This window comes from Rahnella laticis, assembly GCF_015644585.1.
Taxonomy (GTDB): Bacteria; Pseudomonadota; Gammaproteobacteria; order Enterobacterales; family Enterobacteriaceae; genus Rahnella; species Rahnella laticis.
On the sequence record NZ_JADOBI010000015.1, the window covers coordinates 61934 to 74395 of the forward strand.

At 51.9% G+C, this 12462-nt stretch carries 14 protein-coding genes; 8 read left to right on the top strand and 6 right to left on the bottom strand.

The window, feature by feature from the left end; genetic code table 11:
- Window positions 1-12 precede the first annotated feature (12 nt).
- Complete coding sequence (gpmM, locus tag IV433_RS23300) at window positions 13-1557, bottom strand: 2,3-bisphosphoglycerate-independent phosphoglycerate mutase (RefSeq protein WP_195816140.1); 1545 nt, start codon at window positions 1555-1557, stop codon at window positions 13-15.
- A 304-nt stretch (window positions 1558-1861) separates the two neighbouring features.
- Here gpmM and IV433_RS23305 point away from each other — a divergent pair, with 304 nt between their 5' ends.
- The 5 genes from IV433_RS23305 (at window position 1862) to cysE (ending at window position 5062) form a co-directional block, all read left to right on the top strand.
- The gene (locus tag IV433_RS23305; protein WP_152325009.1) at window positions 1862-2293 is read left to right on the top strand and encodes a rhodanese-like domain-containing protein; all 432 of its coding nucleotides are present in this window, start codon (window positions 1862-1864) and stop codon (window positions 2291-2293) included.
- A gap of 53 nt (window positions 2294-2346) precedes the next feature.
- Window positions 2347-2598, top strand: a complete 252-nt coding sequence (grxC, locus tag IV433_RS23310; protein WP_101079906.1) for a glutaredoxin 3 — start codon at window positions 2347-2349, stop codon at window positions 2596-2598.
- 64 nt (window positions 2599-2662) lie between these two features.
- Entirely contained in the window at window positions 2663-3133 is a 471-nt protein-coding gene (secB, locus tag IV433_RS23315; protein WP_013577602.1) for a protein-export chaperone SecB, read from the top strand.
- Window positions 3133-4152 (top strand): NAD(P)H-dependent glycerol-3-phosphate dehydrogenase, encoded by a 1020-nt coding sequence (gene gpsA, locus IV433_RS23320; RefSeq protein ID WP_195816141.1) that lies wholly within the window; start codon window positions 3133-3135, stop codon window positions 4150-4152. Before secB ends, gpsA begins: the two co-directional genes overlap by 1 nt.
- 88 nt (window positions 4153-4240) lie before the next feature.
- Window positions 4241-5062, top strand: a complete 822-nt coding sequence (gene cysE / locus IV433_RS23325) for a serine O-acetyltransferase (protein ID WP_101079904.1) — start codon at window positions 4241-4243, stop codon at window positions 5060-5062.
- Between the two features lie 59 nt (window positions 5063-5121).
- Here cysE and trmL read toward each other — a convergent pair whose 3' ends face one another.
- Genes trmL through cpxR form a run of 3 tightly spaced genes read right to left on the bottom strand, consistent with a single transcriptional unit; the run spans window position 5122 to window position 7701 of the window.
- On the bottom strand, window positions 5122-5595 hold the full coding sequence (gene trmL, locus IV433_RS23330) for a tRNA (uridine(34)/cytosine(34)/5-carboxymethylaminomethyluridine(34)-2'-O)-methyltransferase TrmL (protein WP_195816142.1): 474 nt from the start codon (window positions 5593-5595) through the stop codon (window positions 5122-5124).
- Between the two features lie 37 nt (window positions 5596-5632).
- The gene (gene cpxA, locus IV433_RS23335; RefSeq protein WP_152325014.1) at window positions 5633-7003 is read right to left on the bottom strand and encodes an envelope stress sensor histidine kinase CpxA; all 1371 of its coding nucleotides are present in this window, start codon (window positions 7001-7003) and stop codon (window positions 5633-5635) included.
- The gene (gene cpxR, locus IV433_RS23340) at window positions 7000-7701 is read right to left on the bottom strand and encodes an envelope stress response regulator transcription factor CpxR (RefSeq protein ID WP_013577597.1); all 702 of its coding nucleotides are present in this window, start codon (window positions 7699-7701) and stop codon (window positions 7000-7002) included. Before cpxR ends, cpxA begins: the two co-directional genes overlap by 4 nt.
- Window positions 7702-7852: 151 nt before the next feature.
- Here cpxR and cpxP point away from each other — a divergent pair, with 151 nt between their 5' ends.
- The 3 genes from cpxP to IV433_RS23355 all read left to right on the top strand — a co-directional run bounded on the left by cpxP (window position 7853) and on the right by IV433_RS23355 (window position 10878).
- Complete coding sequence (gene cpxP, locus IV433_RS23345) at window positions 7853-8362, top strand: cell-envelope stress modulator CpxP (protein WP_195816143.1); 510 nt, start codon at window positions 7853-7855, stop codon at window positions 8360-8362.
- A 345-nt stretch (window positions 8363-8707) separates the two neighbouring features.
- Complete coding sequence (gene pfkA / locus IV433_RS23350; protein ID WP_152325016.1) at window positions 8708-9694, top strand: 6-phosphofructokinase; 987 nt, start codon at window positions 8708-8710, stop codon at window positions 9692-9694.
- Between the two features lie 194 nt (window positions 9695-9888).
- Window positions 9889-10878 (top strand): sulfate ABC transporter substrate-binding protein, encoded by a 990-nt coding sequence (locus IV433_RS23355; RefSeq protein WP_104924834.1) that lies wholly within the window; start codon window positions 9889-9891, stop codon window positions 10876-10878.
- Window positions 10879-10942: 64 nt separating this feature from the next.
- On the opposite strand, the gene tpiA is transcribed toward IV433_RS23355, so the two are convergent.
- Window positions 10943-11710: a triose-phosphate isomerase gene (gene tpiA, locus IV433_RS23360; RefSeq protein WP_104923984.1), complete on the bottom strand. Its 768-nt coding sequence runs from the start codon at window positions 11708-11710 to the stop codon at window positions 10943-10945.
- A gap of 127 nt (window positions 11711-11837) precedes the next feature.
- A complete protein-coding gene (locus IV433_RS23365) occupies window positions 11838-12443 on the bottom strand; it encodes a DUF1454 family protein (RefSeq protein WP_195816144.1) in 606 nt (201 codons plus the stop codon).
- Window positions 12444-12462: the final 19 nt, after the last annotated feature.

Consider the following 12462-nt stretch of genomic DNA (forward strand, 5'->3'; position numbering starts at 1 on the left):
TCTTAGCGGAAATTAGCGCGCGATAAACAGCGGTTTGCCGCTCATTTCGGCCGGGATTTCCATCCCCATCAGGGAGAGCATGGTCGGTGCAATATCAGACAATTTCCCGCCTTCGATGGCTTGCGCGTTGCCGCCCACGTAAATCAGCGGAACCGGCAGGCTGGTATGTGCTGTGTGCGCCTGGCCGGTTGCCGGGTCACGCATTTGCTCTGCGTTACCGTGATCGGCGGTGATCAGCAGTTGGCCGCCGACCGCTTTAACCGCATCCACAACCTGAGCAACACAATGATCCAGCGCTTCTACCGCATTGACGGCAGCATCATAAACGCCGGTATGCCCGACCATATCGCCGTTCGGGTAGTTACAGATAATCGCGTCATATTTGCCACTGGCGATCGCACCCAGCAATTTATCGGTCAGTTCTGCTGAACTCATTTCCGGTTGCAGGTCGTAGGTCGCGACATTCGGTGATTTAACCAGAATGCGGTCTTCGCCTTCAAACGCATCTTCCATGCCGCCGTTGAAGAAGAAGGTTACGTGCGCATATTTCTCAGTTTCGGAGATACGAAGCTGAGTTTTCTTATGCGCCATCAGCCATTCGCCCAGCGTGTTTTTCAGAGATGCAGGCGGATACGCGCAGGCAGCTTTAATATCAGCGGCGTATTCGGTAAGCATGATGAAATCGCCGAAGTTAATCACTTTTTCACGGGCAAAACCGTCGAAGTCGGTGTTAATGAAGGCGCGGGTGATTTCACGTGCACGGTCAGCACGGAAGTTCATAAAGATCATCGCATCGCCGTCATTGATTGCCGCGTTTTCTTCGCCGGCAGCCTGCAACACGGTAGGTTTCACGAACTCGTCATTTTCGTCACGGGCGTAAGCGGCCTGCAAGCCTGCCAGAGCGTTATCTGCGGTGAACGCGCCTTTGGCCTGAGACATCAGGTCATAAGCCAGTTGCACGCGATCCCAGCGGTTGTCGCGGTCCATTGAATAATAACGGCCGACGATAGACGCGATGCGGCCGGAGCCGATTTCTGCAAACTTCTCGGAGAAACGCTTCAATGCGGCTTCGGCGCTGCGTGGAGGCGTGTCGCGGCCATCCAGGAATGCGTGCAGATAGATGGCTTTCGCGCCACGGCGGTGAGCCAGTTCTACCATCGCCATGATGTGGTCTTCGTGGCTGTGAACGCCACCCGCAGACAGCAGACCCATAATGTGAACGGCTTTGCCCGCGCTGATTGCGCGATCAACCGCACCGGTCAGTACGCTATTATTAAAGAAGTCGCCTTCTTTGATTTCTTTATCCAGGCGGGTGAGATCCTGATAAACGATACGGCCCGCGCCTAAATTGACGTGGCCCACTTCGGAGTTGCCCATCTGGCCATCAGGCAGGCCTACGTCAAGGCCTGAAGCAGCAATCAGGGTGTGAGGCTGAGTCGCCCACAGCTTATCCATGACCGGGGTTTTTGCATTCAGAATCGCGTTATCTTGTTGTTCTTCGCGAAATCCGTAGCCATCAAGAATAACCAGAACCATCGGTTTTTTATTGCTCGACATGTCAATTGACCTCAATTTGAAAGATGAAATGCTCAATAGGCTCGCCAGCTCGATGTGAAAAACAGGCGTGGCTAAGTGCATTTAAGCGGGCTGATTTTACCCCAGCGCTGAAAGGGGAATAGCCGTGGGAGATCAAAGATGGGGCGCGGCGGGAGTTAACTTTCGGCATAAAGGCGTGTTAATTTTTCGGGATGTGCCGCAGTTTGTGGCATTAGCCCGCGCATACTGGCTGTATTTGCGCCGACGCGCAGGTATACTCTGAAGCCTTGAATTTTCCCCCAACTGACGGGAGTTGCTACACCCCATGCAAGATATTATGCCATTCATCAGTGCGCATCCGGTTCTCAGCCTGGCGTGGGTTGCGTTACTGATTGCAGTAATTGTGACCACCTTTAAAACACGTTTTTCTAAAGTGAAAGAGATCACGCGTGGCGAAGCAACCCGCCTGATCAACAAAGAAGATGCTGTTGTTGTCGATGTTCGCGCGCGTGAAGAATTCCGCAAAGGCCACATCGCAGAATCCCAAAATGTGCTGAGTGCAGACATTAAAAACAATAACCTGGGCGAACTAAGCAAGCACAAAGCGCAACCGGTTATCGTTGTCTGTGCCACCGGCCAGACTTCCCGCACGGCGGCAGAAGGCCTGATCGCAGCAGGTTTCGAACGTGTTTTCACGTTGAAAGAAGGTATCAGCGGCTGGAGCGGTGAAAACCTGCCTTTAGTTCGCGGTAAGTAAGATTCAGACCCCGTCGCAACGGCACTAAAATCTACGACTCAGAGGTGGAACCCATGGCTAAAATTGAAATCTATACCAAGGCAACCTGTCCTTACTGCCATCGTGCGAAAGCCCTGCTCAATAGCAAAGGCGCTTCATTTGATGAAATCGCTATTGATGGTGACGCAGATACGCGTGAAAAAATGATCGCCCGCAGCGGTCGTTCGACTGTTCCTCAGATTTTTATCGACGGGCAGCACGTGGGCGGTTGCGATGATTTACATGCACTTGATGCGCGTGGTGGCCTTGACCCATTACTGGGTTAATGCCGATAGCCGCGTATTTTCATTAAGTGTTTAAAAGGACTATTAACTCGAGGGTACTACTCACATGTCAGAACAAAACAACACCGAGATGGCTTTCCAGATCCAACGTATTTACACCAAAGATATTTCTTTCGAAGCGCCAAATGCTCCTCAGGTTTTCCAGCAGGACTGGCAGCCGGAAGTGAAACTGGATCTTGATACGGCTTCCAGCCAGCTGGCTGAAGGCGTATACGAAGTCGTCTTGCGTGTGACCGTAACGTCTTCACTGGGTGACGAAACGGCATTCCTGTGCGAAGTTCAACAGGGTGGTATCTTCACTATCTCCGGTATTGATGGCAACCAGATGGCACATTGCCTGGGTGCATACTGCCCGAACATCCTGTTCCCGTATGCGCGTGAGTGCATCACCAGCCTGGTTTCACGCGGTACCTTCCCGCAACTGAACCTGGCACCTGTTAACTTCGACGCTCTGTTCATGAACTATCTGCAACAGCAAGCTGAAGGCGAAGGTGCTGAACCGCATCAGGATGCCTGATGAAAACCGTCAATGCGTCAATGACTGTTATCGGTGCCGGATCTTACGGCACCGCTTTAGCTATTACTCTTGCCAGAAATGGCCATCCCGTTGTGCTCTGGGGTCACAATCCCGACCACATCAATGCCTTACAACAAGCCCGTTGTAATCAGGAATTCCTTCCTGATGTTCCGTTCCCCGATAATCTGCTGCTCGAAACCGATCTGTCTGTCGCATTAGCGGCCAGCCGCAATGTGCTGGTTGTCGTGCCGAGCCACGTTTTTGGTAACGTCCTGCGTCAGCTGAAACCGCATTTGCGGGCCGATGCGCGCGTAGTGTGGGCGACGAAAGGGCTTGAGGCGGAAACCGGACGTTTGTTGCAGGATGTCGCGCGTGAAGAGCTGGGTGATGCGATTCCGCTGGCCGTGGTTTCCGGGCCGACGTTTGCCAAAGAACTGGCTGCCGGCATGCCGACAGCGATTTCACTGGCCGCCACCGATGCGAGCTTTGCGGAAGATCTTCAGCAGTTACTGCATTGCGGCAAGAGTTTCCGGGTTTACAGCAATCCTGATTTTATCGGTGTACAGCTTGGCGGCGCGATTAAAAACGTCATCGCCATTGGTGCCGGTATGTCCGATGGGATTGGTTTTGGCGCGAATGCCCGAACTGCGCTGATCACCCGTGGTCTGGCCGAAATGACCCGTCTGGGCTCCGCACTGGGTGCTGATCCTGCGACATTTATGGGCATGGCGGGGCTGGGCGATTTGGTGTTAACCTGCACAGACAACCAGTCACGTAACCGTCGTTTCGGCATTATGCTGGGACAGGGCAAAGATGTTCAGACTGCTCAGGACACTATCGGTCAGGTTGTTGAAGGCTATCGCAACACGAAAGAAGTACGGGCGCTGGCTCAGCGTAATAACGTTGAGATGCCTATTACGGAACAGATTTACCAGGTGTTGTACTGCGGTAAAGATGCCCGTGAAGCGGCCATCAGTCTGCTTGCCCGTGCGAGCAAGGACGAAAAACACAGCCACTGAAAGGCGACATGAAGCATAGCCACCTTGTTGGGTCTCCCGACAGGGCGGCTTTTTATTATCAAAACCTGCTAAGTCGTAAGGAAAAGTGATGTCGCTAGAAGAATTAGAACTGGTCTGGAATAACATTAAATCAGAGGCGAGAGCACTGGCTGAGTGTGAACCGATGCTGGCCAGCTTTTTCCACGCGACGTTACTCAAACATGAAACGCTGGGCAGCGCGCTGAGCTACATACTGGCTAACAAGCTGGGCAACCCAATTATGCCGGCGATGGCGATTCGTGAAGTGGTCGAAGAAGCTTACCGCAACGACGAGCAAATGATCCTCTCTGCTGCCCGCGATATTCTGGCGGTGCATCAGCGCGATGCGGCGGTCGACAAATTCTCCACGCCTTTGCTTTACCTCAAAGGTTTTCATGCGCTTCAGGCTTACCGCATCGGTAACTGGCTGTGGAAGCAGGATCGCAAAGCGCTGGCGATTTATTTCCAGAACCAGATTTCTGTCTCCTTCGGCGTGGATATTCACCCGGCGGCGCGTATTGGTTGCGGCATCATGTTTGACCACGCCACCGGGATTGTCATTGGTGAAACGGCCGTGGTTGAAAACGATGTATCGATTCTGCAATCGGTCACGCTCGGGGGGACGGGTAAAACCGTCGGTGACCGCCATCCGAAAATTCGTGAAGGCGTGATGATTGGCGCGGGCGCGAAAATCCTCGGCAATATCGAAGTGGGTGCAGGGGCAAAAATCGGGGCGGGTTCTGTGGTATTGCAATCTGTTCCGGCGCACACCACGGCGGCAGGCGTTCCTGCACGCATCGTCGGGCGGCCAGAAAGCGAACGACCTTCAATGGATATGGATCAGCATTTCAACGGTATTGCGCAGGGTTTTGAATTCGGCGACGGTATCTGACAGATTTCCGATGGCATGTTCTTGCATGCCATCGTTCACTTCATTTTTTCTCTTCCGGTTTACTCTTTGAGTAAAGCACCTGGATATCCCAGCTGGCGCCAGGCCTCGTAAACCACCACAGAAACAGCATTCGACAAGTTCATGCTGCGGCTTTCTGCGAGCATCGGAATACGGATTTTATGCCTGGCGGGCAGTGCATCCAGGATCGTGGCGGGCAGGCCGCGCGTTTCCGGGCCGAACAGCAAAAAATCATTGTCCTGATAGCTGACGCCGCTGTGAGCGGGCGTACCTTTGGTGGTCAAGGCGAACAGACGTTGCGGTTTTTCGCTGCTGAGAAAAGCGTCGTAGTTTGCGTGATGTTTGATGTGAGCGAATTCGTGATAATCGAGCCCGGCACGGCGCAGGCGCTTATCGTCCCAGCCGAAACCCAGCGGTTCGATGAGGTGAAGCTGACATCCGGTGTTGGCACACAAACGGATGATATTGCCGGTATTTGGCGGGATTTCTGGTTCAAATAAAACGATGTTAAGCATGCGTCCCCCTGATAGAGGGACGCAGAATAGCAGAAACTCAACGCTGGTGCAGCGGCAGCCAGATAATCAGGCGAAGACCACCCAGCGGGCTGTCTTCGGCTTTAACCTTGCCTCTGTGCTGCTGAACGGCGGTATCCACAATCGCCAGCCCGAGGCCAGTGCCGCCTGATTCACGATCGCGAGCCTCATCAGTCCGGTAGAACGGACGGAAAATCTGTTCGCGATCTTCTTCACTGACACCGGGGCCGTCGTCATCCACGGTAATGGTGATACCTTCGTTGTCGTGAGCGAAGTTCAGCGCGATGTGATGATGTGAATAACGCAGGGCGTTACGCACAATATTTTCCAGCGCGCTGTCGAGCGCAGCCGCATTACCAATGAGCTTCCACGGGCCCGGAGGCGATGTCACTTCAAGGGTTTTGCCCATCTGCTCAGCTTCAAACTGCGCATCATCAATCACACCAGCCCACAACTCGTTGGCCTTCAGGGTTTCCCGCGACAGCTCATTCTTGTGCTGACTGCGCGATAACACCAGCAGGTCATTGATCATGCCGTCCAGACGCTGCGCCTCGTTCTCAATGCGCTGCAACTCTTTGCCTTCGCCATGGCGACGACGCATCAGCGCGGTTGCCAGCTGAAGGCGCGTCAGCGGCGTCCGGAGTTCATGTGAGATATCCGAAATCAGCCGTTGCTGCGCGGTCACCATGCGTTCGAGCGCGCTGACCATCTGGTTGAAACTGGCGCCGGTCGCGAGGAACTCCTGCGGTCCGGCTTCGAGTTCCGGATGCTGTTTAAGATTTCCCCGTGCAACGTCATCTGCGGCGTTTTTCAACTTACGAGCAGGTTTCGCCAGACTCCATGCCAGCCAGAGCAGAAGCGGGGCGCTGATGAGCATTGTGACGATGAGCAGAAGAAGCGGGCGGTCAAACATCAGATTGATAAAATCAGACTGAGAGCTGCTGGCCGGACGCATCAGGTAAAGCTGATAGTTGTCCTCGCCGTCACGAACAGAAAATGGCCCCACCATTTCAACGCGGCCATATTTCTTTTTCTTCGGACGATCTGAGTTATCAGACTGCCCGATGAAGTTACGCACAATCTGCATTTCATTGCGCTGCGCACCAATGACACGGCCTTCACTCGTGACCAGCAACAGGCGCTGGCCAGGCGGAGCCCACTTATCGATCGCGCGAAACAGCCTGCGCCACCACATCAGGTCATTGGCAGGATCGGTGGCGAGTTCGGCTTCGACATGTTGTTCAATCATCAGGCCTTGCCGCTGTTCATTATCGAGCAACGGCGTAATCTGGCGTGAATCGAGTTTCGGCACCATCAATACCAACATCAGCACCAGCGCTAATGTGAACCAAAAAATGGCAAAAATACGTGCCGTAAGGCTGTTTATCATGAAGCAGAAACCATCAGATAACCGCGTCCGCGCAAGGTTTTAAACCACGGATGTCCGTCCTGACGGTCGGGCAATTTACGGCGCAAATTAGAAATATGCATATCGATGGCACGGTCAAACGGCGTCAGACGTTTACCCAGTACTTCCTGGCTCAGATGTTCGCGTGAAACGACCTGTCCGAGATGTTTTGCCAGTAAATACAGCAGGGTAAATTCAGTCCCGGTGAGATCCAGCGCTTCACCGTTAAAACTGGCTTCCTGGCGGCCGGGGTTAAGTTGCAGCCCGTCGACTTCCAGCGTTGGCGAGCCATTGTTTTCATTGGTTTGCTGCTGTTCGCTCCAGTTGGAACGGCGCAACATGGCGCGGATGCGCGCAACCAGTTCACGGTCGTTAAACGGTTTTGGCAGATAGTCATCGGCACCCAGTTCGAGGCCGAGAACGCGGTCTAATTCACTGCCACGGGCGGTCAGCATAATCACTGGCGTCTGGTGGCGCTGGCGTAATTCTTTAAGGGTTTCAATGCCGTTTTTCTTCGGCATCATCACGTCAAGTAACAAAAGGTCGATGGTATTATCGATTTTCTCTAATGCCTGCTCACCGTCGTAAGCAACCACAACATTAAAGCCTTCCATTTCGAGCAATTCTTTCAAAAGTGAAGTCAGTTCACGGTCATCATCAACTAACAAAATTTTATTCATTGTATTTACCTCTAGACGCAAAATACGTCATCAATTGCCGCTATTCCATGACTTTACGTACTTTTACAAGCACTGACGCTTGTTTGCAGCAGCAGGTTTAGACTGCTTTTCAATGATTCGCGATGAGCGATAAAGACTTTAGGAGTATGTGATGTTTAAGGCAGCTTCAATTGGTTTGGCCACGCTTCTGACGCTGAGTTCAGGTGTCGTTTTAGCAGATGGCGCAAAACCAGTGTCGGCGATGCCAGCAGAACATGATAGCACGTTGTTGGATAAGCCTCAGGAACGCAACACACTGTTTGATGGTGTGAATCTGACAGAGCAACAGCGCCAACAAATGCGCGACCTAATGCATCAGGCCCGTAAAGATTTGCCTCATGTAAATGTAGAACAGATGGAAACTATGCACAGGCTGGTGACCGCTGAAAAATTTGATCAGGGCGCTGTAAGGGCCCAAGCCGAATTAATGGCTCAGGAGCAAGTGGACCGCCAGGTCGAAATGGCCCGCATCCGCAACCAGATGTTTAATCTTCTGACTCCTGAGCAAAAAGATGTACTTAACCGGAAGCACGAGCAACGCATGAAAGAGATGCAGGCGCAGCTTTCCGGATTACAACCCCCTTCTGCCCAGAAGACGAGTAGTACCAGCACGACCGAGTAAGATCCCTGTTTTTCCTTGCCATAGACACCATCCCTGTCTTCCCCCACCGAAAGGTGGGGTTTTTTTTGTCCGCAATTTGGAATCGTTTCACAAAACCGGAAATTAACAAGATGGAAATCTGCGCGTAACCAACCGGAAATATCTTGTAAAAGCCGTATGAATCAGTAAATTGCGATGTACAGAGCGTTGTATGCGTGTTCTTGCTGACTTGAATCAATTCAGCTACGGTGTTTTGTTATACTATAGGCTTAAACGCTAATAAGCCCTTTGGCTGCAAAAGTTAAATCCGCCGACGGGCAGGCTCAAGATTCTTAAGAAATTGCATCTACAAGTTCAGAGGTAGTCATGATCAAAAAAATTGGTGTACTGACAAGCGGTGGCGATGCCCCGGGCATGAACGCTGCGATCCGTGGCGTTGTGCGTTCGGCGTTATCCGCAGGTTTGGAAGTTTTCGGTATTGAAGATGGCTATCTCGGCATGTACGAAAATCGCATGCGAGAACTCGACCGCTACAGCGTTTCAGACATGATCAACCGTGGCGGTACTTTCCTGGGTTCAGCGCGTTTCCCTGAATTCCGCGATCCGGACATGCGTAAAGTTGCCCTGCAAAACCTGAAAGATCGCGGTATCGACGGCCTCGTCGTTATCGGCGGTGACGGTTCTTATGCCGGTGCTGACCTGCTGACCAAAGAAGGTGGCATCCGTTGTATCGGCCTGCCAGGCACCATCGACAACGACGTTGCCGGTACTGACTACACCATCGGTTTCTTCACTGCTCTGGGTACTGTGGTTGAAGCTATCGACCGCTTGCGTGACACCTCTTCTTCACACCAGCGTATCTCTATCGTTGAAGTGATGGGCCGTTACTGCGGCGATTTGACCCTGGCTGCGGCAATTGCCGGTGGTTGCGAATTTATCGCCATCCCTGAAGTTGAATTCAAACGTGATGATCTGGTTGCTGAAATCAAAGCCGGCATCGCGAAAGGTAAAAAGCACGCTATCGTCGCCATCACTGAAAAGTTAGATGATATCGATGAGCTGGCAAAATACATCGAGAAAGAAACCTGTCGTGAAACCCGTGGCACCGTACTGGGTCACATCCAGCGTGGTGGTGCACCGGTTGCTTATGACCGTATTTTAGCGTCCCGCATGGGTGCTTACGCGGTAGACCTGCTGATGGAAGAAGGTCGTGACTACGGCAAAGGCGGTTACTGCGTCGGTGTTCAAAACGAGAAAATGGTTCATGAACTGATCTCTGTGTGTATTTCTCCTGAGAACAAGAAAAGTAAGTTCAAAGAAGACTGGTACGACACAGCTAAAAAACTGTTCTAAAAACAGCTTCTTGCCAGAATATAAGAACCTCCTTTACGGGAGGTTTTTTTTCGACCTGTTTCTGGTTATTCCAGAAAGTAATAGAAAAAAACCTTTTATTCTTTAGTTGTTTTCTTTTTCTCTGGCACGCTCTGTTCATCCGATCAAATTAATGAAATCCATAAAAACTATTTTTGGGAGAGAGTGCGATGCGTATGCGTAAATGGGGTGCAGGTCTGGCATTACTGTTGGTAGCAACCGGGGCGATTGCCAAAGACATTCAGATTCTGAACGTGTCGTACGATCCAACCCGTGAGCTTTATGAACAATACAATAAAGCGTTCAGCAAATACTGGCAGGGTAAAACCGGCGATACCGTGACCGTTCGCCAGTCACACGGTGGTTCAGGCAAGCAAGCAACGTCAGTCATTAACGGTATTGAAGCCGATGTCGTGACCCTCGCCCTCGCGTATGACGTAGATGCTATCGCTGAACGCGGCCGTATTGATAAAAACTGGATCACCCGCCTGCCAGACAATTCTGCCCCTTACACGTCGACCATCGTATTCCTGGTACGCAAAGGCAACCCGAAACAAATTCACGACTGGAATGATTTGATCAAACCGGGCGTGTCGGTAATCACCCCGAATCCTAAAACATCAGGCGGTGCGCGCTGGAACTATCTGGCTGCGTGGGGCTATGCCCTGCATCACAACAACAATGACAAAGCGAAAGCTCAGGATTTTGTGAAAGCGCTGTATAAAAACGTGGAAGTGCTGGATTCCGGTGCCCGCGGCGCGACAAATACCTTTGTGGAACGCGGTATTGGTGATGTGCTGATTGCCTGGGAAAACGAAGCGCTGCTGGCCACCAAAGAAGTTGGCAAAGACAAGTTTGAAATCGTGACGCCAAGCGAATCGATTCTGGCAGAACCAACGGTTTCTGTGGTGGATAAAGTGGTCGATAAGCGTGATACGCGTACCGTGGCGGAAGCTTATCTTAAGTACCTGTACTCACCGGAAGGCCAGACTATTGCGGCTGAAAACTACTATCGTCCGCGTGATCCGGTTGTTGAGAAAAAATTCGATGCTGAATTCCCTAAACTGAAACTGTTCACCATTGGTGATGTTGCAGGAACCTGGGCTCAGGCGCAGAAAGATCACTTCGCGACTGACGGAATTTTTGACCAAATCAGCAAGCGTTAATCCTGCTTTCAGGCAATAAAAAACCCCGGCATGCCGGGGTTTTTTGCGCTCAGAAGAAACAGGCTTACGCTTGTTTTGCTTCTGCGGCCGCTTTAACGATCACAGCGAAAGCGTCAGCTTTCAGTGATGCGCCGCCAACCAGTGCGCCATCGATGTCTGGCTGAGTGAACAGTTCAGCAGCGTTAGCAGCGTTAACAGAACCGCCGTACTGGATGATAACTTGTTCAGCCACAGCAGCATCTTGTTTAGCGATGTGGTCACGGATAAATTTGTGAACGGCCTGAGCCTGAGCTGGGGTCGCTGATTTGCCTGTACCGATTGCCCAAACTGGTTCGTAAGCGATCACTGCGCCTTCGAATGCTTTTGCGCCCAGAGTGTTCAGAACGGCGTCCAGTTGCTTAGCGCATACGGCTTCAGTTTTACCGGCTTCGTTTTCTGCTTCAGTTTCACCGATGCACAGAACAGGGATCAGACCCGCTTCTTTCAGCACGCCAAATTTCTTAGCAATGAACTCGTCGCTTTCTTTGTGGTAAGTGCGGCGTTCTGAGTGACCGATGATGATGTATTTTGCACCGATATCTTTCAGCATGTCGGCAGAGATTTCACCGGTGAATGCGCCGGACAGGTTAGCATCAACGTTCTGAGCACCCAGCGCGATACGGCTGCCGGCCAGAGCGTGTTTAGCCTGTGACAGGTAAACTTCTGGTGGAGCAATTGCAACGCCACAACCTACAACGGTGCTCAGCTCGGTACGCAGAGCAGCAATCAGTTCGTTAACCATGTGGGTGCTGCCGTTAAGCTTCCAGTTACCCATCACTAATGGATGTCGCATGTTTTTTCCTCCAAAAGGGGACGCGAGTGTCGATTAAAATTTCTGCCAAACAAGCAGATTACCTGTGCAACAGTATAGAGATCATTGACCATAAAGGCTTTGCTTTTTGTCATTAAAAACCGTCATCTCAGGGCTCAGCCAGCGCCAGTTTTACCGGCTCAACGGCAAACGTCAGGCCTTTTTCGCCATTGTCTGAAATCACAAAACGCACCGCCCCAACTTCCTGTTTATAAAATTGCTGACCTTTCCCTTTTTCAATCAGGGACGTCACTCTCGCCACGCTTTGTTCCGGCGAAAGGGTGGCATCAAACTGACGCATCAGATTCGCCATATAGCTGACAGCCAGCGCGCGGGCGGCTTTCTCTTCAGGGCCCTGGATCGGCAAATAGGTAATTTGCAGCGTTTTGATTTTGCCTGTGCCTTTTTCCAGCGCGGTGGAGGCGTAAAGATTTTCGTTAATCTTACTGGCCGCGCGGGTCAGCGAGCTGCTGGCGGATTCGCTGATCGCGCGGAATTCGCCGATCTGCTGTGTCGGATTCGCTTCATTGTATTTGGCGCGGAAGTTAATCAGCGTTGTTTCGAAGGTCGGTGCGCCAGCCAGAAGATACGGGGCTTTCGGCATCTCTTCTGCGCCGGAATGGTCAGCCGGCGGATCGGCAAGGGCAGTGTTCTGGCCCGCGAGTATCAGTAATACGGGCAAAGCCAGTTGTAAAATCGATTTAGCAACAGTCATAGGGCGTTTCTTATTTTGT